This window comes from Burkholderia sp. WSM2230 (genome assembly GCF_000472445.1).
GTDB lineage: Bacteria > Pseudomonadota > Gammaproteobacteria > Burkholderiales > Burkholderiaceae > Paraburkholderia.
Genome location: NZ_AXAJ01000022.1, coordinates 39,202 through 60,322, shown reverse-complemented (window position 1 = coordinate 60,322; position 21,121 = coordinate 39,202). Strand labels below are relative to the sequence as shown.

At 60.3% G+C, this 21,121-nt stretch carries 21 protein-coding genes; 11 read left to right on the top strand and 10 right to left on the bottom strand.

Going from position 1 to position 21,121, the window contains the following annotated elements:
- Nucleotides 1–26 precede the first annotated feature (26 nt).
- The 4 genes from A3AC_RS0127690 to xylA form a co-directional block, all read right to left on the bottom strand.
- Nucleotides 27–1,226, bottom strand: coding sequence for a sugar ABC transporter permease (locus tag A3AC_RS0127690; RefSeq protein ID WP_025602719.1), 1,200 nt, complete (start codon nt 1,224–1,226; stop codon nt 27–29).
- Complete coding sequence (gene xylG, locus A3AC_RS0127685; RefSeq protein ID WP_025602718.1) at nt 1,223–2,782, bottom strand: D-xylose ABC transporter ATP-binding protein; 1,560 nt, start codon at nt 2,780–2,782, stop codon at nt 1,223–1,225. Before xylG ends, A3AC_RS0127690 begins: the two co-directional genes overlap by 4 nt.
- 79 nt (nt 2,783–2,861) lie before the next feature.
- The gene (gene xylF / locus A3AC_RS0127680; RefSeq protein ID WP_025602717.1) at nt 2,862–3,890 is read right to left on the bottom strand and encodes a D-xylose ABC transporter substrate-binding protein; all 1,029 of its coding nucleotides are present in this window, start codon (nt 3,888–3,890) and stop codon (nt 2,862–2,864) included.
- 146 nt (nt 3,891–4,036) lie between these two features.
- Complete coding sequence (gene xylA, locus A3AC_RS0127675; protein ID WP_025602716.1) at nt 4,037–5,359, bottom strand: xylose isomerase; 1,323 nt, start codon at nt 5,357–5,359, stop codon at nt 4,037–4,039.
- A 265-nt stretch (nt 5,360–5,624) separates the two neighbouring features.
- On the opposite strand from xylA, the gene A3AC_RS0127670 reads away from it, so the two are divergent.
- From A3AC_RS0127670 to A3AC_RS0127650, 5 genes are all read left to right on the top strand, one after another.
- Nucleotides 5,625–6,848, top strand: a complete 1,224-nt coding sequence (locus tag A3AC_RS0127670) for a XylR family transcriptional regulator (protein ID WP_025602715.1) — start codon at nt 5,625–5,627, stop codon at nt 6,846–6,848.
- Nucleotides 6,849–6,882: 34 nt separating this feature from the next.
- Nucleotides 6,883–7,956 carry an aldose epimerase family protein gene (locus tag A3AC_RS0127665; RefSeq protein ID WP_025602714.1) on the top strand — a complete coding sequence of 358 codons (1,074 nt, stop codon included), beginning with the start codon at nt 6,883–6,885 and terminating at the stop codon, nt 7,954–7,956.
- 173 nt (nt 7,957–8,129) lie between these two features.
- On the top strand, nt 8,130–8,423 hold the full coding sequence (locus A3AC_RS0127660; protein ID WP_025602713.1) for a DUF4148 domain-containing protein: 294 nt from the start codon (nt 8,130–8,132) through the stop codon (nt 8,421–8,423).
- 140 nt (nt 8,424–8,563) lie between these two features.
- Nucleotides 8,564–8,944 (top strand): hypothetical protein, encoded by a 381-nt coding sequence (locus A3AC_RS0127655; RefSeq protein WP_025602712.1) that lies wholly within the window; start codon nt 8,564–8,566, stop codon nt 8,942–8,944.
- A 353-nt stretch (nt 8,945–9,297) separates the two neighbouring features.
- Nucleotides 9,298–9,930, top strand: coding sequence for a helix-turn-helix domain-containing protein (locus A3AC_RS0127650; RefSeq protein ID WP_025602711.1), 633 nt, complete (start codon nt 9,298–9,300; stop codon nt 9,928–9,930).
- 13 nt (nt 9,931–9,943) lie between these two features.
- Here the strand turns inward: A3AC_RS0127650 and A3AC_RS0127645 are convergent, their stop codons facing one another.
- Both A3AC_RS0127645 and pcaQ read right to left on the bottom strand, forming a co-directional pair.
- The gene (locus tag A3AC_RS0127645; RefSeq protein ID WP_025602709.1) at nt 9,944–11,065 is read right to left on the bottom strand and encodes a 4-hydroxyphenylpyruvate dioxygenase family protein; all 1,122 of its coding nucleotides are present in this window, start codon (nt 11,063–11,065) and stop codon (nt 9,944–9,946) included.
- Nucleotides 11,066–11,326: 261 nt separating this feature from the next.
- Nucleotides 11,327–12,325 carry a pca operon transcription factor PcaQ gene (pcaQ, locus tag A3AC_RS0127640; protein ID WP_025602708.1) on the bottom strand — a complete coding sequence of 333 codons (999 nt, stop codon included), beginning with the start codon at nt 12,323–12,325 and terminating at the stop codon, nt 11,327–11,329.
- Between the two features lie 107 nt (nt 12,326–12,432).
- Here pcaQ and pcaH point away from each other — a divergent pair, with 107 nt between their 5' ends.
- Nucleotides 12,433–13,137, top strand: a complete 705-nt coding sequence (gene pcaH, locus A3AC_RS0127635) for a protocatechuate 3,4-dioxygenase subunit beta (RefSeq protein ID WP_025602707.1) — start codon at nt 12,433–12,435, stop codon at nt 13,135–13,137.
- 3 nt (nt 13,138–13,140) lie between these two features.
- On the top strand, nt 13,141–13,728 hold the full coding sequence (pcaG, locus tag A3AC_RS0127630) for a protocatechuate 3,4-dioxygenase subunit alpha (RefSeq protein ID WP_025602705.1): 588 nt from the start codon (nt 13,141–13,143) through the stop codon (nt 13,726–13,728).
- Between the two features lie 317 nt (nt 13,729–14,045).
- Here pcaG and A3AC_RS0127625 read toward each other — a convergent pair whose 3' ends face one another.
- Nucleotides 14,046–14,312 (bottom strand): H-NS family nucleoid-associated regulatory protein, encoded by a 267-nt coding sequence (locus A3AC_RS0127625; protein ID WP_025602703.1) that lies wholly within the window; start codon nt 14,310–14,312, stop codon nt 14,046–14,048.
- Nucleotides 14,313–14,797: 485 nt separating this feature from the next.
- Between A3AC_RS0127625 and A3AC_RS0127620 the strand changes: the two genes are divergently transcribed.
- The 4 genes from A3AC_RS0127620 to A3AC_RS0127605 all read left to right on the top strand — a co-directional run bounded on the left by A3AC_RS0127620 (nt 14,798) and on the right by A3AC_RS0127605 (nt 18,312).
- Nucleotides 14,798–15,433 (top strand): LysE family translocator, encoded by a 636-nt coding sequence (locus A3AC_RS0127620; RefSeq protein WP_025602701.1) that lies wholly within the window; start codon nt 14,798–14,800, stop codon nt 15,431–15,433.
- A 387-nt stretch (nt 15,434–15,820) separates the two neighbouring features.
- Complete coding sequence (locus A3AC_RS0127615; RefSeq protein ID WP_013341906.1) at nt 15,821–16,024, top strand: cold-shock protein; 204 nt, start codon at nt 15,821–15,823, stop codon at nt 16,022–16,024.
- Nucleotides 16,025–16,316: 292 nt separating this feature from the next.
- Nucleotides 16,317–16,541, top strand: a complete 225-nt coding sequence (locus tag A3AC_RS0127610) for a hypothetical protein (protein ID WP_025602699.1) — start codon at nt 16,317–16,319, stop codon at nt 16,539–16,541.
- 211 nt (nt 16,542–16,752) lie between these two features.
- Nucleotides 16,753–18,312 carry a methyl-accepting chemotaxis protein gene (locus A3AC_RS0127605; RefSeq protein WP_025602697.1) on the top strand — a complete coding sequence of 520 codons (1,560 nt, stop codon included), beginning with the start codon at nt 16,753–16,755 and terminating at the stop codon, nt 18,310–18,312.
- A 123-nt stretch (nt 18,313–18,435) separates the two neighbouring features.
- Here A3AC_RS0127605 and A3AC_RS0127600 read toward each other — a convergent pair whose 3' ends face one another.
- The 3 genes from A3AC_RS0127600 to A3AC_RS0127595 all read right to left on the bottom strand — a co-directional run bounded on the left by A3AC_RS0127600 (nt 18,436) and on the right by A3AC_RS0127595 (nt 21,119).
- A complete protein-coding gene (locus tag A3AC_RS0127600; RefSeq protein ID WP_025602695.1) occupies nt 18,436–19,578 on the bottom strand; it encodes a porin in 1,143 nt (380 codons plus the stop codon).
- Between the two features lie 743 nt (nt 19,579–20,321).
- Nucleotides 20,322–20,522, bottom strand: a complete 201-nt coding sequence (locus A3AC_RS29570) for a hypothetical protein (RefSeq protein WP_035476003.1) — start codon at nt 20,520–20,522, stop codon at nt 20,322–20,324.
- A 123-nt stretch (nt 20,523–20,645) separates the two neighbouring features.
- Nucleotides 20,646–21,119 (bottom strand): Lrp/AsnC family transcriptional regulator, encoded by a 474-nt coding sequence (locus tag A3AC_RS0127595; protein ID WP_025602693.1) that lies wholly within the window; start codon nt 21,117–21,119, stop codon nt 20,646–20,648.
- Nucleotides 21,120–21,121: the final 2 nt, after the last annotated feature.

The window sequence follows — 21,121 nt, the reverse complement described above, 5'->3', positions numbered from 1 at the left end:
GTGAATCGCCACTTTGCTCAGGTGCCTCACCGCCGGTTCGACCCCGACACTACGTCGATCCACACGGCAAGCACGAGAATGCCGCCCTTCACAATCATCTGCCAATAGGCATCGACGTCTAGCATCGACATGCCGTTGTCGAGGCTCGCCATCACGAGCGCGCCGATCAACGCACCGTAGACCGTGCCCGAGCCGCCGCGCATCGAGGTGCCGCCGATAAAGCACGCGGCAATCGCATCGAGTTCGCCCATCGAGCCCGCCGACGGCGAACCCGCCGCAAGCCGCGCCGTGTTCACAATGCCGGCGAATGCGCACATCAATCCCATCAGCGCGAAAATGGCCAGCTTCACACGATTCGTATTGACGCCCGAGAGACGCGTTGCTTCGAGATTCGAACCGACCGCGTAGATGCGACGCCCGAACACCGTCTGCGTGGCGACCCAGGTAAAAATGCCGAGCAGCGCGAGCAGCAGCAGAACAGGTACCGGAATGCCGCCGTAACGGTCGAGTGTCGCAACAAAGCCAGCGAGAATCACACCGGCGCCAACCACCTTGGCGACGTCCTGCCAGATGGGCACCACGCTCAACTGATAGCGCCCGCGATTGCGGCGCTGACGTACCGTCAGGAACGCGAGCAGCAGAAACAGCACAACAGCAAGCGTATCGCCGGCGAGTTTCGGCAGATAACCCTGGCCGACGAACACGAAGCTGTCAGACACCGGCGCAATCGTCGAGCCGCCTGTCACGCCAAGCAGAATGCCGCGATATGCGAGCATGCCGCCCAGACCGACAATGAACGAAGGCACACGCCGGTACGTCGACCACCATCCGTTAAAGAGGCCGACGAGCACGCCCAGCAACATGACGACCGGCAATGTGACGCCTATTGGCCAGTGGCGGTTCACGTCGAGTATCGCGGCAACGCCGCCGAGCAAACCGAGCAGCGATCCGACCGACAGATCGATCTCGCCCGCGATGATGATGAACACCATGCCGCACGCGAGCATGCCGGTAATCGACATTTGCCTCAGCAGATTCGACAGATTGCGCGGCGTCACGAACGCGCCGTGCGTGAGCACCGAAAAGAAAATCCAGATCGCGGCCACGGCAATCAGCAACGCGAGAATCTTGTAGCGCGCGAACAGTTGCTGAATGCGCAAGGTGCCGCCGAATGCGCCTCGTGGCGCGGTATCGTCGGCGCGTTGGGAAGTAACGTCGGGCGTCATGCTGCACTCGCTGCGGTTGGGTTCGGGACTCGCTGCACGGGACGGATCGCGGCGCTGAGAATGTCTTCCTGCGTGAGACCGTCGTTGACGAAATCGCCACGCAGTTCGCCCTCGCCGATCACGAGCACACGATCGCTGATACCGAGTACTTCGGGCAATTCGGACGACACCATCACGATCGACATGCCGCGCTGCGCCAGTTGAAAGATGAGTTTGTAGATTTCAAATTTCGCGCCGACGTCGACGCCGCGTGTGGGCTCGTCGAGTATCAGCACTTTCGGATCGGTCAGCAGCATGCGCGTGAGCACGGCCTTCTGCTGGTTGCCGCCGGAAAGACTCGCTATCGACAACATCGGGTGAGCCGCGCGCACTGAAAGCCGCTTCATTTCAGTGTGAATCGTATCGAGCTCGGCCGCGGAATCGATACGCCCACCTGATGCGAAGCGCTGCAGCACCGCAAGCGTAATGTTGTGGCCCACGCTGAGGCCCGGCACGATGCCGTGGCGTTTGCGATCTTCCGGCACCATGCCGATGCCTGCGCGAATCGCATCGATCGGCGCGCGTACCTTCACAGGCTTGCCTTCCATCACAACGGTCGCCTCGCTCGCGCCCGGATATGCGCCGAAAACCGCCTGCATCAATTCCGTGCGCCCGGCGCCGACAAGGCCGGCCACGCCGAGAATTTCGCCGCGCCGCAATGCGAACGACACGTCGTTCACGCGCTTGCGGCGCGGATTCGTCACGTCGAAGCAGGTCACGTTGCGCGCTTCAAAAATAACTTCGCCGATGGGATGCGGCTCGCGCGGAAACAGGTTCTTTATCTCACGTCCGACCATCATCGAAATGATGCGATCGGTCGTGAGCGTGTGCATTGGCTCGGTGGCGACGTGTCGTCCGTCGCGAATTACGCTGATCGTGTCACAAACCGCGGCTACTTCGTCGAGCTTGTGCGAGATGTAGACGCACGCCACGCCACGCCGCTTCAGATCGCGCACAATGTCCAGCAGAATGGCGATCTCGGCGGAAGTGAGCGACGATGACGGTTCATCCAGAATCAGCAGCTTCGCGCGTTTATTGAGCGCCTTGGCAATTTCAATTAATTGCTGGTGCCCGCCGCCATAGTTCATTACCGGTTGTGCGGCGTTGATTCCGCTAATGCCGAGTTCGCGCAGCAATTCGTCGGCGCGTTGATACATTGCGGCGTAGTTCATGCGGCCGCCCGGCAGCGTGATTTCGTTGCCGAGAAAGATGTTCTCCGCCACCGACAATTCCGGCACCAGCATCAGCTCCTGGTGAATGATGATGATGCCGGCGCGCTCGGTGTCGCGTATGCTCGCCGCTCTGAGCGGCTTGCCTTCCCAGGTTACTTCGCCTTCCCAGGTACCATGCGGATAAACGCCGGACAGTACTTTCATCAGCGTGGATTTGCCTGCGCCGTTTTCTCCGCACAAGCCAACACACTCGCCGGGCGCGACCGTCAGGTCGATGCCGTCGAGTGCTTTCACGCCTGAAAACGCTTTGACGATGCCGCGCATCGTCAGTAACGGTTGCGTCATTCGCTATGCCTCGCTGCAAGGCGCGCGACCCCGCCGGTACGCTATAGCCGTACCGGCGCAAGCCGCGCGCACGTTACGGTCATTGGCTCGCGAGCTGGGCCTGGGTGTAAAAGCCGTCCTTGACGACCACGTCGACGTTGGCTTTGGTCAGCAACGTGGGCTGCAGCAGCACCGTATCGACCTTCTTCTTGCCATTGTCGTACTGCGCATTGAAGGCCGGCTTTTCGCCCTTCGCCAACGCAACGGAAAGCTTGGCGGCTTCGCCCGCAATCAGTTTCAACGGCTTATATACCGTCATGGTTTGCGTGCCCGCAATCACGCGCTTTACTGCTGCAAGGTCCGCGTCCTGGCCCGACACCGGCACCTTGCCCGCCATGTTCTGAGCGGCGAGCGCCTGGATCGCGCCGCCTGCGGTGCCGTCGTTCGAAGCGACAATTGCGTCGATCTTGTTGTTGTTCGCGGTCAGCGCATCTTCCACTATGCGCAGCGCCGTCGACGCGCTCCACTCGGGCACCCACTGCTGCCCTACGACCTTGATATCGCCCTTGTCGATGGCCGGCTTTAGAACCTTCAACTGTCCTTCGCGCAGCATCTTCGCGTTGTTGTCGGTCGGCGCACCGCCAAGCAAAAAGTAGTTGCCCTTCGGCTTGGCCTGAAACACGCCTTGCGCCTGCAATTCGCCGACCTTTTCGTTGTCGAACGAAATGTAGGCATCTACGTCGGCATCCAGAATCAGGCGGTCATACGAAACCACCTTGATTCCGGATTTTCGCGCTTCGGCGACAACGTTGCCGAGCGTCTTTGAATTGAACGGCACGATCACGATCACATCCACGCCGCGCGAGATCAGGTTTTCGATCTGCGAAATTTGCCGTGCCTCGCTGGCATCCGCGGATTGCACGGATACTTTCGCGCCGAGCTTTTCCGCGGCGGCAACGAAATAGTCGCGATCGCGCGACCAGCGCTCGACGCGCAGGTCGTCGATACAGAAGCCGATTTCAGGGTGATCCTTGCTCGCGTGCGCAAGCGGCGCGACAAGCGACAGGCTGGCCAGCACCGCTCCACACACGAGCGAACTCAGTACAGTACGACGCGTTGCGAATTTCATCTCTGTCTCCTTCTTCTGATAGCCGGAATACCGGATTGGACGGCCTGCGCTGCGAGCCGCAGGTCCGGACAAGCGACAACCCAAAGCTTCTTTTTGTTTTGGCGCGAGGTATGCTCGCGCGCTTTCTTCAATTGCAACGATGCTCGTTAGCGTCCGCTATAAATAGCCTGATTGACGATGTTTTCCATGCGTTCCTGCTGGCCGCTTGAATGCTGCGGATTCAGATCGCGCGACAATGCTTCGGCGGCGAGGGTTGACAACGAGTAGTCGCCGGAAAGAATCTTGCGCCCAAAGTCTGCGTCCCAGCCCGCATAACGCTGACGCTTGAACTGACCGAGTCGGTCGTTCTCGATCAATACGGCCGCGCGTTCGACCGCCAGCGCCAGGTTATCAATGGCGCCGATGTGGCCGTAAAACAGATCTTCCGCATCCACGCTTTGTCGGCGCACTTTCGAGTCGAAGTTCATGCCGCCCGTCGTGAAGCCGCCGTGCCGCAGAATCTCGTAGAACGCAAGCGTGAGTTCTTCCACACTGTTTGGGAACTGATCCGTGTCCCAGCCGTTTTGCGGATCGCCGCGATTCGCGTCCACGCTGCCGAAGATGCCGAGCGCATAGGCCGTTGCAATTTCATGGTGGAACGAGTGGCCCGCAAGCGTCGCATGATTGGCCTCGATATTCACGCGAATTTCTTTCTCGAGCCCATATTGCAGCAGAAAGCCGTGAACAGTGGCGACGTCGTAATCGTATTGATGCTTGGTCGGCTCCTGCGGTTTCGGCTCGATCAACAGAGAGCCTTTGAAGCCAACTTTGTGTGCATGCTCTACCACCATATGCAGAAAGCGCGCGAGTTGCTCGCGTTCGCGCACAAGGTCGGTGTTGAGCAACGTATCGTAACCTTCGCGTCCGCCCCACAACACATAGTTCTCGCCGCCGAGCCGTTGCGTCGCATCGAGCGCATGGCGCACCTGCGTCGCGGCAAACGCGAAAATCTCCGGGTCCGGACTTGTCGCCGCGCCGGCCGCATAACGCGGATGCGAAAACAGATTGGCCGTGCCCCACAACAGTTTGATGCCCGCGTCCTGCTGTTTGCGCGCGAGGTAATCCACTATGCGGGAAAAGTTCTCGCTGTATTCTTTCAGGTTCGTGCCTTCTGGCGCGACATCGGTGTCATGAAAGGTGTAGTAGGGCGTGCCCAGCTTCGAGAAGAATTCGAATGCGGCATCCGCTTTCAGACGCGCCATTTCCATCGCGTCGCCTGCCTGCTGCCATGGGCGCCTGAAGGTGCCCTGGCCGAAAATGTCCACGCCGGGCCATACAAACGTATGCCAGTAACACACCGCAATGCGCAGATGTTCTTCGAGCGTTTTGCCGAGCACCTTTTTGCTCTTATCGTAGTGACGGTACGCAAGCGGGTTGTCCGATTGCGGGCCTTCGTAATGGATCTCGGGAATATGTTCGAAGTAGGACATCAGCGTCTCCTTCCCATCTAAAGGGATTATGTTGCACCGCAACCCCGCAACGAGGCCGGGCCGGTCAATAAGGTGACGCCATGCTGCCGCTTGACGCAGGCATCGGCAATTGCGAAATTGCGCAGTGTGCTTGATGTTTCTTACCGCCTGCCATTTTGTTTTGCACCGGCGCGCGATTCGCGGCCTAGAATAACTGGACGCTTAAAAACAAGGACCAAGGAGACAAGGTACTGTGGGTTTTACGATCCGCATGCCGCTCACCGCCATGACCCGTCCGCAAACACCACAGACCACGCATCGCATCGCGCTGCTGTTCAATGCGAACAAGGTCTACGACCGCGAGATCATTACCGGCATCGGCAACTACCTGCTGTCCACGCGCGTGGCCTGGGACCTGTTTCTCGAGGAAGACTTTCGCTGCCGCCTGACGGGCATCGAGCGCTTTGACGGCGACGGCATCATCGCCGATTTCGACGATCCCGCGGTGAGCGAAGCGCTGCGCGATTGCCCGTTGCCGGTGGTCGCGGTGGGATCGTCATTCGAGGACCCGGCGCAGTACCCTCCGGACTTACCCTATATCGCGACCGATAACAGCAAGCTCGTCTCGCTCGCCTACACGCATCTGATCGGCGCGGGCCTCGAGCACTTTGCGCTTTACAGCCTGCCCCAAGCGCAAGAGAACCGCTGGGCGCAGCAGCGCGAACTCGCGTTCGCTCATTTACGTAGTGCGGACGGCCACAGCGCAGAGCAGATTCACAGCGAAATTTATCGCGGCCTGTCGACCAGCGCGCCTTCGTGGAACCAGGCGACCGAACAACTCACGGCATGGCTGCGCGACTTGCCGAAGCCGGTCGGCATCATTGCGGTGACCGATGCACGTGCGCGGCATTTGCTGCAAGCGTGTCTGATAGCGGGCATTCCGGTGCCCGAGGAAGTGGCGATTATCGGCATCGACAACGACCCGCTCACGCGCACACTGACGCGCATTCCGCTTTCTTCGGTCATTCAGGGCACTGAGGAAATGGGCCGCACTGCAGCTCACCTTCTGCACCAGATGCTGCGTGGCGCACGTTTTCCGGGGAGGCGCATTCTCGTGCCGCCCGTCGGTATCAACGTGCTCGAATCGACGAAGCACCAACCGCTCGCGAGTCCGTACGTGATGCGGGCACGCCATTTTATCCGTCAGTACGCGTGCCAGGGTATTCGCACCGAGCAGGTTGCGGACTATGTAGGCGTGTCGCGCTCATCGCTCGAGGAGTACTTCCGGCGCGAGAGAAAGTGCACCGTCCACCAGGAAATCTTGCGCCATAAACTCGATGTCGCAAAAGCACTACTCGCGAAGCGCGATGCGTCGAGTGCGGAAGTGGCAATACGTTGCGGCTTCACGTCGCTGCAATACATGTACGCGGTATTTCGTCGTGAACTTGGATGCACGCCGCGCGAGTATCAGGAGCGCGCGAACTCCACTGAGGCTTCGACGCCAGGCTGAGCATGCCTTTACTCTTTTATTTCTTTTCGACGACATGATCAGCATCGCACAACTTTCTTCCGAATCATGGGGCACGCTCAACGGCGCAGACCCTGTGTCGCTCTTCACGCTGCGCAATGCGCACGGCATGAAGGTCGCAATCAGCGATCTTGGCGCGACGCTCGTTTCGTGGCATGCGCCGGATCGTGCGGGACGTCTCGGCGATATTCTGCTCGGCCACGATACGCCTGCTCAATATGTTGCGGCCACAACTTATATGGGCGGCCTGATCGGCCGCTGGGCCAACCGAATTGCCGACGCGCGCTTTACGCTTGATGGCATCGAATATACGCTCGACCGCAATGAAGGCACGAAGCTCCTGCATGGCGGTAGCGTCGGCTTTCATCGTGCGATATGGGACGTGAGCGAAGACCATGGCTCATTGCTCATGCGACTGGAGTCGCCAGAAGGCGACGCCGGCTTTCCCGGCAATGTCACAACACAAGTGCGCTATACGCTCGACGACGACGGCACGTTGACCATCGAGTACGAAGCCATTACCGACGCCGCCACGCCGCTCAATCTCACGAGTCACGGGTACTTCAATCTGACGGGCCGGCCAGGCACGGATATTCGCGGACATATGCTGTCAATCGACGCCGATCAGTTCTTCGAAGTCGACGCAGCCATGATCCCATCAAGACTCGCCGACGTGGCGGGCAACGCTTTCGACTTCCGGCAAAGCGCGCCAATCGGCGCCCGCCTCGACTGGCCGCACTCGCAGCTCGTGCAGGCAGGCGGATTCGACCACTGCTACGTATTGCGCGATGCGGCGGACGGCGCGGGCAGTGTGCGTGAAGTCGCCTGCCTTTATGACCCGGCCAGCGGCCGCGAAATGACTGTGTCGACCGATCAGCGCGGCTTGCAGTTTTACAGCGGCAACTGGTTGAAAGGCGAGGCGGGACGCGGCGGAGTTGCCTATCACGCGCATGCCGGCCTCTGTCTCGAAGCGGGCGGCTTTCCGAATCAGGTGAACATGCCGGCGGAACACGAAGAACTCATTCTGCGGCCGGGCCGCACGTACCGCCAGGTTACCGCGTATCGCGTTGGCGTGCGCGAGGGCGTTTGACAAGAAGCCTTCATTGTTTACGCGCTCCATTACAGCGCGCCGACTTATCAATTGCTGCAAGAGTGAATTACTGTATTGGGGGTTTTCCCTGGAATAACCGCTTCCTACAATCCGCGCATGGTGCCGACGATCCGTTGCGGCATCCGAAGACATCATCCCCGGAGGGAAGCATCATGAACACACTGATCAAGGCCGTCACGCTTTTCGTTGTACTGGCCGCGCCGGTGGCATCGTTTGCACAGTCCGAGCAGCCGCTCACGCGCGCCGAAGTCAAGGCGCAGTTGAAGCAGATTCAACAGGCCGGTTATAACCCGGCGACTGCGGTGGATGCGAACTACCCCGCCGATATTCAGGCGGCGGAAGCCCGCGTTGCCGCGCAGAATGCAATGGCTCAAAGCGAGACCACCGGGTACGGTTCGACAGCGACGGGAACCTCGCAATCAGGGTCCGGCACGCCGGCTCAGTAACGGCGGGTCTTACTTTCTTTTCGTTATTTGCTATGCGTTGAAAGGCGCAGTTCATGCGGACTGCGCCTTTTTCATTGGTACCCAAGAAGCGCTTTCGCTCCATTCGATCTAAGATTGATGCCCGGAAAAAGGGAGCGCCTATGGGATCGACCGTCAAGAATTCATTGCTGTGGGTCTTTGATCCTTTCGAGGACGATCCCGGCTTCATGAGAAAGCGCCTGTTCGGCTTTGAAGCCGCTTATATGGATGGCCTGCTGTGCCTCGCGGTCGGCGACGGCGAAGAGCCATGGAATGGACTGCTGGTGTGTACGTCGCGTGAGCGGCACGCTGGTCTTATTGGCGAGCTGCCAGAACTCGCGCCGCATCCTGTGCTGGGCAAATGGCTTTATCTGTCGCAGAAGAATGAGGACTTTGAAGCGATTGCCGGCGCGGTGGTTAAGCTGGTTAGCAGACGAGACTCGCGCGTTGGGGTTGAGCCGGGCGCGAGGAAGAAAAAAGCAAAGAAGATGATTGGGAGTTAGGCGCCGCGCGGTCGTTTCACTCCGGCCAAGCCGTGCAACACGCGCACGATTCGCCCGCCTCATGAAGATGCCAGTTGAGCGACTGCTCGCGCGCATAAGCGGCCGTTTGCGGCGAGCGCTGCGCTTTGCGAAGCGGCTTTCTGCGCGCGTGATTCCCTGAAACCAGGCTCGCATCCCCACATGGGTTTCCAATCAGAAAGCCACGCTCTCAGCCGCTTAAAACGTCGAAGCCGCGACCAACGCCCGCATCGCACGGTCGCCGGGGGGGCTCGAATGTTATTATCGGAAACATTCCACAGTCGCCGTCAAACGCGACCACGCGAGCAACAACGCAGCAATAAGCGTAGCAATCCATGGACACAAACACCACCAAGCCCGTCGAACCGTCTACCACCGACCTCGGCCGGCGCGTGCGAGCCGCCCGTCAGTCGCAGGACCTGACGCTAGAAACCGCAAGCCGCCTTTGCGGCGTCTCGCGCTCGACACTCTCCAAGGTCGAAAACGGCCTTATGTCCCCCACTTTCGACGTGCTGCAAAAAATCGTCCTCGGTCTGAAGATTGAAATCGGCGAGTTGTTCGGTTCGACGCCCAAGGTCAGCGCAAGCGGACGTCGCGCGTTGACGCGCAAAGACGAAGGGCAGCGCCACGCCTATCGCGGCTATCAAATGGAATTGCTCGCGACCGATCTTGCGCACAAGGCGATGCTGCCGTTTCGCATCCGCATTTCGGCGCATACGCTCGACGCCTTCGACGACTGGGGCCGTCACGAAGGCGAGGAGTTCCTATACGTGATCAGCGGCAGCGTGTGCCTCTATTCCGAGCTGTATGCGCCGACGCATCTGAACGCCGGCGATAGTCTCTACTTCGACAGCCGCACTGGTCACGCCGCGGTCTCGACAAGTGAAGAGGATGCCGAAGTATTATGGATGGCGACGAGTGCCGACATTCCACAAGCGCCGGCCCACGACGAATCCTCAAAAAAATAGCGCTATTCCCGGGTTACGCACGCGCCTGCGCGAGTGCGCTAAGGTTGCCTTCGCCGAATCCATGATGACCCTGGCGTTGAACGATCTCGAAGAAAATCTCGCCGGCGCGGCGGCGCACGAAAGTCTGGAAAAAGAGTTGCGGCACGCCGTCGGCGCCGATCTCGCCATCCACGAGAACATGCGTGCGTTTTAGCCGCTCAACGTCGAGGCCGTGCCCCGGCAAACGCGCATCGAGCTGTTCGTAGTAGCGCGGCGGCGGCTCGACGAATTCAACGCCGTTTGCAAGCAACTGCTCGACGCAAGCAAAGATATCGTCCGTGGCAAGTGCAATATGCTGCACGCCTTCGCCGGGATGATCGGGCAGGTACTCGTGCATCAGATCTGTCCGGCGTGTGCCCTCTTCATACAGCGGAATGCGGATCGCGCCGCACGGCGACACCATCACGCGCGATTCGGCCGACACATGCCAGTTGGCGTGGAGCTCGTGAATCTCGCGGAAATTCAGCAGGTCGCGGTAGAAGTCGAGCCACTCCTGCATGCGGCCTGCGCCGACCGTTTGCGTCAGATGATCCACCGCGACAAGGCCAGTGCCCGCGTGGCTCAGGTCGGCATGCGCAGTGTCGATCTGTATTGGACGGAAGTCGATGTCGAAGATGGAGATGTCGCCAAGCCCGCCGCGCTGGCCGCCGCGCCCGCGCCAACGGTCGACGAAGTAGATGTGCGAATCGCCAATGCCCTGAATCGCGGGAATCAGCAACTCGCCGGCGCCGATTCTCTCGCCTTCGAAGGCCCACGCTCCGAGTTCGATGGCGCGATCGAAAGCGCGCTGCGCATCGGCCACGCGAATGCCGATCGCGCAAATGCCCGCACCGTACTCTTCGGCATAACGCGCGGCAAACGAGTCGGGCTCCGCATTGATCAGGAAATTCATTTCGCCCTGCCGGTACAGCGTGACGTCCTTGCTCACGTGGCGCGCAATCGCCTTGAAGCCGAGCCGGGTAAACGTGTCGCCAAGCGCCTGCGGATCGCGCGAGGCGAACTCCACGAATTCGAGGCCGGCGGTGCCGAGCGGATTGTGCTCAGGCGCCGAAACGGCGCGTAGCGCGGCCTCTGGAGTGGGCAAGTCGCTGGGCATGGCAATCTCCTTGTATTGTCTTTCGACGCTGGTTCCCGTGTTGCTGATCATGTTGCTGATCGCGGTGCAAGCCGTACTGCTCCATTCACAGTGTGACACTGCCGGAGCGATGTGACGCGCCCTCGCGCGGGCTCGCGGCCGCTTTTGCACCGTGTTTTTACACCGGCTCGCGCCAGATTCGCAACTTCATTTTGTACCGGATGGTTCACCACAGTCAGGATTCGCGATTGCAACTGCTGCGCTGGGCGAGCGGTGACCCGGCTAGCTCGCCGGCGCGGCGCGGCGCACGCGCTTGCGCGCCACCTTGCTCGCCGGCTTGCCGACGCTCGCCGCCATCCGCAATTGCGCGACCTCCCGCACGGCGTCGATAAACGCTCGTCCCACTGGGGAAGGCTGCGTGTCGGAGCGCCGGATCAGCCCGACCGGTTCGTCCGTGCCCGCAAACGGCAGAGGCAAACGCACGAACATGCCGTGCGCCAGCTCGTACTCCACCGCGCTCAGCGGCACGAACCAGACAGCGTCGTTCTGTAGCGTCAACGCGCGCCCCGTCGAAACCGACAACACCTCGACGAACGCCGACAACGGCAGCACGCCCCACGCGCTCAGCAGGCTGTCCGCCGACTGCCGGATCAGCGTGCCGAACGGCGGCAACACCACAGGAAAGTCCTGCAATGCAGCGGACGGCAAGCCCGCAGCGGCGTCGAGCGGATGCCCCGCGCGCACGACGGCGATCAGCGGCTCGCTGAACAACTGCTCGAAGCTGAGCCCGACCATTCGCTCGGGGTCCGCGAGCCGCCCGACTGCGAACTCGATCGTGCCCGCTTTCAGACGCTCGAGCAATTCGGGGTTCGCGCCCGTTGCCAGACGCACGATCACGCGCGGCCAGAGCGACGCAAAACGCTTGAGAACGGGCGGCATCAACGCGCCGGCTACGGTCGGCAGAATTCCGACTTCGAGCGTGGCCGCGGCCGCGCCTTCCGCGCGTGCGAGCAGATCCACGCCCTGGCGCAACGCGCTGACGCAAGCGCTCGCGTGCGGCATGAAAAGCTGCCCCTCGCGCGTCGGCACGGCTCCGTGACGGCCGCGCTCGAACAGTTTCACGCCGAGAATGGCTTCGAGTTCGGCGACCGTCTTCGAGACGGCAGGTTGCGTGATCGACAGGCTGCCAGCTGCCCGCTGAACGCTCCCGAATTGGGCCACGGCCAGAAAGCATTGAAGGTGACGGAATTTGACGCGGCTGTCCGCGAGGCTGCGTTGCATAACGGCAGGTTATATCAAAAACGCCAAAACGTCATTTTTCATAACCGGACAGTTTGGATAAAGTCACTCCATAACGACGTATCCCGCAATCCCCGAAGGAGACATCGATGGACGATTCCTTTCTCAGCGCGCGCGATTTCGCGTCGCATCCCGAGTACATCTATCCCGGCTACGGTTCGTCGGTCAAACGCGGCCCAACCCGTCCGCTGATTCCACTGAAGGAAAAGCTGCGCGACCAGCGCGTGCCCGTCTACGGCACCGAAGACCTCGGCGCGCTCGATAACGACCTCACGCGCAACGCTGTTCGTAATGGCGAGCCGCTCGGCGAACGCATTATCGTGACGGGTCGCGTGCTCGACGAAGGCGGCCGCCCGGTACGCAATACGCTCGTCGAAATCTGGCAGGCGAATGCCGCCGGCCGCTACGTGCACAAGGTCGATCAGCACGACGCGCCGCTCGATCCGAACTTCCTCGGCGCCGGCCGCTGCCTGACGGATAACGAAGGGCGCTATCGTTTCCTGACCATCAAGCCTGGCGCGTATCCCTGGGGCAATCACCCGAACGCGTGGCGTCCGAATCACATTCACTTCTCGCTGTTCGGCGAGCATTTCGGCTCACGCCTCGTCACGCAAATGTATTTTCCCGGCGACCCGCTGCTGGCGTTCGATCCGATCTTCCAGGGCACGCCCGAACACGCGCGCGACCGGCTGATCGCGAACTTCTCGCTCGACACCACGCAAGAGTCCTACGCGCTCGGCTACGACTTCGACATCGTGCTGCGCGGCCGCAATGAAACTCCGATGGAGCGCTAAGCCATGACCACTCTCAAGCAAACGCCCTCGCAGACGGTTGGACCGTACTTCGCGTACGGCCTGTGCCCGCAGCAATACGACTTCGACTTCAAGAGCCTCTTCACACCGGTTCTGGCAGACCGTGAGGCGGCCGGCGAACACATCGCGATTGTCGGCCAAGTGTTCGACGGCGACGGCAAGGTGATCGGCGATGCCATGCTGGAAGTGTCGCAAGTGGACGCGAATGGCCACTATCCGGAATCGCGCGAGGAAATCCTGAAGACAGGTTTTCGCGGCTTTGCGCGCGTCGGCACGGGCACGGACCCGCATAAGCGCTTCATTGTGGAGACGGTCAAGCCTGGCCGCGTGAGCGCGGACGAGGCGCCGCATCTGAACGTGATCGTCACGATGCGGGGCATGCTGCTGCACACGTTCACGCGCATCTATTTCGAGGACGAAGCGCAAGCCAACGAACGCGATCCTGTATTGGCGGCGGTTCCGGCTGATCGACGCGATACGCTGATTGCACGCCGCGATCCGGACACGGCCAACGTGTATCGCTTCGACATCTATATGCAAGGCGACAAGGAAACGGTGTTTTTCGACCTGTAACGCGGATTTCTCCCACTTTCATATAGCCTTCATCTACACTGAAAGAGATCCGTCCAGCGACTGGATCGCGAACCTCCGAGTAGTTGAGCCCGCCTTGCGCGGGCTTTTTTTCGCGCCCGCTGAAAAAGCGGACACCGATTATCGCAATGAGCAACGCAGCCAGTGGCGGATACAGATCACGTGCAGAAGGAAAACGCAGCGAGCGCGCCATCGGCAACGAGCCGAAATGTTGAGGGAGATCGCGCACACGATCAACGGCAGAAGTCCACGCGGGTTGGCCGGCAACCGGCACGCGCTGCAACGAATCCGGCTCGCGCTCAGCAGCGAAAGTGCTCGATGTTTTGCCCCGCGTAAATCGCGCGCGCGAGCCGGTCCGGTTTCTCGCCATGTCCGTCCCACGTATTACCGAATGCATCGCGATAAATGACCGCGCGTGTAGCGGTGGCGTCTGCTTCAATCGACTCGGCGAGCGCTTCGATCGTGATGCCGTATTCGTCCATGCGCCGGCGTATCCATACGATCAGGCGCTCACGCGCATTCCCGTCGAGGTCGAACAGCCGCTGTTGTTCTTCTCGCTCTTTCATAAGTACCGGTGTCGCAGCTAATAATGCTCGCGGTGGAAAGAAAAAGATCTGGCTAAAAGAATGCGAAGCCTTCCGGTATTCACGAATGACGGACATGAATTGCGCGCAAGTTAAGCTTGCAACGCATCTCCCGATGCGCAGAAAATCGCATGCGGAAATCATGCACAGCCAATCCAGGATTTGGGGAATTCGCCGCTACTGCTCGAACTGCACCTCGTGCCCCGGTGTCCCGAAGCAGCTTCAGCGTATGGAAGGCGATTCTAGCATTCAAATAATTCTGCTTGCAGCCAGCGTGTACGTTCTTGCGTTGCGTAGAGCTTCTTATTGCTTATTGCATGATGACTACCTGTGTGCGAAAACGATTCAATAAAGCGGACGCAGAACGCCGGCGCCCATGCTATGTTTCAACGACGTTGCCTATTCAGAAGCGATAGACAGCAATAGACAGCAATGGACCGCACCAGACCGCCCAAGGAGACACGACCATGCCAGCCTCAACCGCCATCCTCACCATTCTTGTCGCGCTGCTATTAGGCGCAATGAGTCCGGGACCGAGCTTCGTCATCGTCGCGAGGAATTCAATTGGTCTGTCGCGCGGCGACGGTCTGGCCACGGCGCTCGGCATGGGAATCGGCGGCGTGTTCTTTAGCGGTATTGCCCTGCTCGGCTTGTACACGTTGCTCGCCACCGTCGAATGGCTTTATATCGGCCTGAAAGTGGCCGGCGGACTCTACCTTATTTATCTGGCCTCGAAGATCTGGCGCGGCGCCGCCAAACCGCTTGCATTCGACGCCGGCCAAAGCGCCTCGACTAATCCACGTAAGTCTTTCTGGGTTGGCCTCAGCACACAACTCAGCAATCCCAAGACAGCGGTTTACTACGGCAGCATTTTCGCGGCGCTTTTGCCGCAGCATCCGCCGCTGTGGTGCTATTTCGCATTGCCGCCCGCGATCTTCGGCATCGAGGCGGGCTGGTACACGATCGTCGCATTGTGCTTTTCAAGTCGGCGTCCGCGCGAAATCTATCTGCAGTGGAAAGCGTGGATCGACCGCATCGCCGCGAGTGCAGTCGCCGCGCTCGGCTTGCGCCTGATCGTGACGGCGCACAAAGTGGGGATCTGATGATCTCGTGCCTATGCATGCGGCCTGGCCTCAGCGGCCTCGCTTCAGTCCACGAAAGACCGAGCCGCAAGCGCGACGAGAGCGAGACCACAGCAAGGCCAAAGCAAGGCCAAAGCAAGGCCAAAGCAAGGCCCAAGCGAGCCCCAAACGGGGCCACATAGCAAACCCCCAGCGGCACTAACCCCGAACGGCACACCAGAACAGTTACAAGTTAACTGTTGACGCTGGTGTGCCGCAGCGGTTACTGTGGCACCCGAAGTTCAAGAAGTTCGATTGCTGTTCATCAATGTCTCGCTCCTCAGCGGTATTCGTTGTCCTCTCCCTCCTTGACGCTTCTCCGGCTCTTTCACAGAGCACATTTTCTATTTCTTTCCTCAGGGGTTCTTCATGGATACCGGTACCGTTAAGTGGTTCAACGACAGCAAAGGCTTTGGCTTCATCACCCCGGACAAGGGCGGCGACGACCTGTTCGCGCACTTCTCCGAAATCAAGGGCAATGGCTTCAAGACGCTCGCTGAAAATCAGAAGGTGAGCTTCGAAACGAAGCAAGGCCCGAAGGGTCTGCAAGCGGCCAACATCACGCCGCTCTAAGCAAAGTTTGAAGGGCTCGGTGTCCGGCATCGGACATCGGGCTGCAGCGACATCCTCGCGGAGTTTCCTCTCCCACAGTTGGCGCGCGATCGCTTCAGAGTTGCAGTTGTATCCGCAATTCGCCCGAGCGCCAAACGCCTCGTTGCACCTCATTCCCCTTTCGGCTTCCACGCCTTTTTTAGCTTTCCGGCTGCGTTCTGATTCGGCTCGCAATGGCTTTGAATCGGCTCGTCCGCGCGACTCAATGAAATTTCGCACGGCGGCGCGCACCCGCACATTATTAAAATACAAAATGCAAAACAAACATATTCATCATTACAACGGCTATGCCGTCAAACCCTCGGCGCATCGTTTGCCAGATGGTACTTTCTCGTCCAACCTGTTGCTCGAACGCGCTGACAGCGCCCGCGCGGAAGGTCTCTACCAGTTCTATTCGCTCGATTACTTCGCCGACGAAGAACAGGCCTTGCAGCATTCCGCACGCTGGGCACGCGAGTGGGTCGACACGCGCGGTTGACGCGCAAATAAGGCGCACATGAACGCGCAAAGTTCGACGTTATGAACTTTTGCCGCTTTTCTGGAAGGGCGCTGCAAGCGCAGCCGCTCTTTCCCCTGCCTGTTTTGTCGGCACGCGGATAAAGAATCCGCCTCGACAGCCGTTATGCGAACTATGGCGCGGCCTCGCCCGCGCATCCCATTCCGCATCCAACGCACTGTCGAATCCGATAATGAACCGTCTGACACTGAAACAGAAGTTGTGGGTACCGCTGCTGCTTTGCTGGGCAGCACTGCTGATCGTAACCATAGTCAACGCGCTCGACGCGCGTAGCGCGCAGATGGACGCGCGGCGCTCGGCTCTTGCGGACGTCACCGACATGGCGGCATCGATCGTTGCGGATTACGCGAAGCAGGCGGACGCCGGCAAGCTTTCCGTCGACGAAGCCAAGCAGCAGGCCATCGCCCGCGTCACCGCGCAGCGTTACGGCATGTCGGGCTACGTGACGATCGTGCGCGGCGACTCTGTGATGGTCGCTCATCCGATGAGCCCGCAGCTCAACGGCAAGGACATGAGCGGCTTTCGCGACGCGAAAGGCACCGCGCTCTACCACGATATCGCCGCGGCGGGCGGCTCCGCGGCAGGCTCCGGCTATTTGCGTTACTGGTGGCCGAAACCCGGCGAGACGAAGCCCAGCGAAAAAATCGGCTACGTGAAGCGCTTCGCGCCATGGAACTGGGACTTCATTGCCGGCGCCTACATGGACGACATCCAGGCGCAGTTCTACGAAACGCTATTGCGCTCGGGCGGCATGCTGCTGGTGCTGGGCGTGCTGGTGTCGTTCGTCGCGTCGCGTGTGGTGCGCAATGTGTCGCGCTCGATCGGCGGCGAGCCGTCCGCGGCGGCGCAGATCGCGATGCGCATCGCTCGTGGCGACCTTGCGACGCCTATCGACCTGCGCCGCGGCGACACGGCCAGTCTGCTGTTCTCGCTGCGCGAAATGCGCGATCAACTCGCAGCCACAGTCGCGCGCATCAAGACTTCCGCTGAGACGATCACCGTCGCATCCAGGGAAATCGCCGCCGGCAACCTAGATCTGTCGAGCCGCACGGAGGAACAGGCGGCTTCGTTACAGCAGACCGCCGCCAGCATGGACGAACTGACCAAGACCGTCACGCAGAACGCCGACAACGCCGCAACGGCTTCCGGTCTGGCAAAAGACGCCTCTAGCATCGCCGCGCGCGGCGGCGAAGTGGTCAATGACGTCGTCGAGAAAATGGCCGGCATTACAGAGAGTTCGCGCAAAATCGGCGAGATCATCAACGTGATCGAGGGCATTGCGTTCCAGACGAATATTCTTGCGCTCAATGCCGCCGTGGAGGCGGCGCGCGCGGGCGAGGAAGGCCGCGGCTTTGCGGTCGTCGCGGGCGAAGTTCGCAATCTCGCACAGCGCAGCGCGACAGCGGCCAAGGAAATCAAAGTGCTGATCGACCAGTCCGTCGAGCAGGTCGGCGAAGGTTCGACGCTGGCCGGGCGGGCCGGCAGCACCATCGGCGAAGTGGTCGAGGCCGTGCGCCGCGTCACGGCGATCATGAATGAGATTTCGGCGGCCTCGAAGGAGCAAAGCTCCGGCATCGGCGAAGTGAACCTCGCGATTCGCCAGATGGACGACGTCACCCAGCGCAACGCGGCACTCGTCGAGCAGGCAGCGGCCGCCGCCGGTTCGCTGGACGAGCAGACCGGGCAGTTGCGCGAGGCGGTCGCCGTGTTCAAGGTCGGGCAACCGGCCTGATCCGGCAACTCGAGCTGCAACAGGCCGTCGCGTCACAGTTGCATTGATGCACGTTTCTCGCGTGCATAAAAAAAGGTGCCCCGAAGGGCACCTTTCTGTACAACAAGCAGCTTCTGCTGAAGCTTAGAAGCGGTGACGCAGACCGACCGTAGCAGCCGTCTGGTTCTTCGACGACGACGGAGCTTGCGTGATGTCGCCGCTGTAGATCGAAGCGACACCGCCGTCGCCCATTGCGTGCTGGTACACGGCTTGTGCGTAGACGTCCGTACGACGCGACAGCGCGTAGTCAGCCTGCAGGCCGATCTGGTGGTAACGCACCGAGGTCGAGCCGCCGTTTGCAGCAACGCCGTAGCCCTTGCCGTCCGTGAACGTGTACGCCACGCCCAGGCCCAGAGCCGGAGTCAGGTTGTACTTGCCGTTGACTTCGTAGTTGTTAGCGCGCAGCGATTGCTGAACGCCTGCAACGTTGTCGATACGCGATTGCGTCCATGCCAGACCAACGGTTGCCGGGCCGAACGAGTACGAACCCGCTGCACCGAACTCACGCTGACGGAAGTTGCCGGTCGCGCCGAGGAAACCGCCGTCCGTAGCGCCGCCGTTGCTTGCCGTGCCTGCTGCGTTCGTTGCGCCCGGGTTGTTCTGCTGCGCGTAAGCAGCGCCCAAACGCAGACCTTGCCACTGGTATGCAGCGCCCAGGCTGTATTCACGGTTGTTCGCGAATGCGCCAGCCTGGTTCGAGAAGCCGTACGTGCCGCCGAACGTGAAGCCAGCGTAGTTGGCGCTCGAGTACTTGATCGAGTTGTTGACCGCGAAGCCGCCGTTCGTGTTCAGGTTGTCGTTGTTGAACGGATGCGCGAAGTACGTGCCGCCCCAGCTGCCCGTTGCCGTCAGCGGTGCCAGGAAGTCTTGCGCTGCGTCGTATTGACGGCCCAGCGTGACGGTACCGAATTGCGCGCTCGACAGACCGACAAATGCCTGACGGTTGAACATGCCGTTGTTGTTCGCGAAGCGGCCGTTGTTGACGTTAAAACCGCTTTCCAACGTGAAGATTGCCTTCAGGCCGTTGCCCAGGTCTTCCGAGCCGCGCAGACCGAAGCGGCTCTGGTCGATGCCGCCGCTGCCGGCTGCCCACTTCGAGTTGTGAGCAACGTTGCTCGTGTAGGTCACGCCTGCGTCCAGCAGACCGTACAGGGTGACGCTGCTTTGTGCGTGAGCGACGGAAGCGAACGATGCGGCAACCGCAACGACGATGAGACTCTTTTTCATGCGTGGGACTCCTGTTCGATAAATTTTCGTGGGGGAGCGGGACCAGCCTCGACAGCGCGCGGACACGCCGCCGCCCTTTCGCCGAACCTTGGTGGCACGGCCGGGCACCCTTTAAACGAAGCGTGAGTGTAGGGGGACACCCTAATACCAGCGCGCGCAATTCTCACAACACGGTCTTGCACGATCGGCAATAATCACGCCCCGCCGGCGGCTAAGTTATTGAATTCCAGCGAAAAACTGCAAAAAGGGACAGGAGGGGCGTCTGCGCGAGCCATAAATAATTTGCAACTTTTCAATAAATAAAGTTGCGCGAATGCAACAGCTCGTAATACGGGTGAAGTAATCGGGAAGGCAAAAAGCGCGGGTGCACCGGGAGCGAGTTGCTTATTAATTAAGCAATATCGATCGCATAGAATTGCGCGGTTAGTTTATTGCAGAAAGCGTGGAACTTAAGCTGACGGCTATTGTCGGCGAATACACACGTTTATTTGTGAGCTCGCGTAATTGGGAGAAAATGAAAAGCCGCCCATCAGGCGGCTTTCTTGCAATGGCGGGGCGAAGGCGCAGCATGCACTTATATCGATGGCTATTCAGTGAAGCCTTCAGCACGGGCGTGTCCGGAGGTGATCTGCGGCGCCGACCGCCGCGTGACTCACCCTGTGCTGAAAGCGGACGGCAATGCATCGAACAGCCTTCCATCCACACTAACGGCACGGCCGTTCGTCTTTTTACGCGTAGTTTCCCTAATTCCGGGAACTGGCCTCGTTGAACCAAGACTGCTTTTGGGATTGCCCGAGAGCGTCCTCGTCTTCCGGAGAACTGCCGGGCGCCAGCGGATCGGTGTCGGGTGGCGTACCGGGCAGCGGACGCGGCTGCTCTTCGGGCGCGTCCAGCGGCTCGTTTGACGGATCGGCTACGGGGTCAATCGTGGGGTCGGTTTGCATGATCGTGCTCCTGTGAAGGGAAGTTCTCCCACCTCACCCGGCGCAACCGTTATTCCTGCCGCAAACCGTCTTCGCCTGCCGACCCGTTTGCCTGCTGCCACTGCCCGAACCCCGAGCAGCGCCCTATAGGGCTAGCGGCAGCCGGTTCGTCTCCTTGATTGTATGCATGACGAACGCGCTCCTTACTTCGCGCACGTGCGGTAACGTGGCCAATACTTTTCGACTGAAATTGGCAAATGCGTCGAGGTCCCTTGCGACCACACGCAACAGATAATCCTCTTCCCCAGAGAGGATGTAGCACGACAACACTTGATCCACGACCTGCAATGCACGCTCGAACTCAATGGCGTCGCGCTCGTGGTGCGAAGTGATCTTCACGAATACGAACGCGTCGATTCCAAGGCCGAGGGCTTTGCGGTTCAGCAAAAGACTATAGCCGTCGATCACGCCGGATTCCTCCATCCGCCTCACCCGCCGCCAACACGGCGAGACCGAACTGTTGGTCTTCTCGGCGAGCGCGGCCATCGAAATGCGGGGATCTGTCTGCAGGATAGCGAGTATTTCCCGATCGGCAGACGAAAGCAGGGCTTGGTCCATGA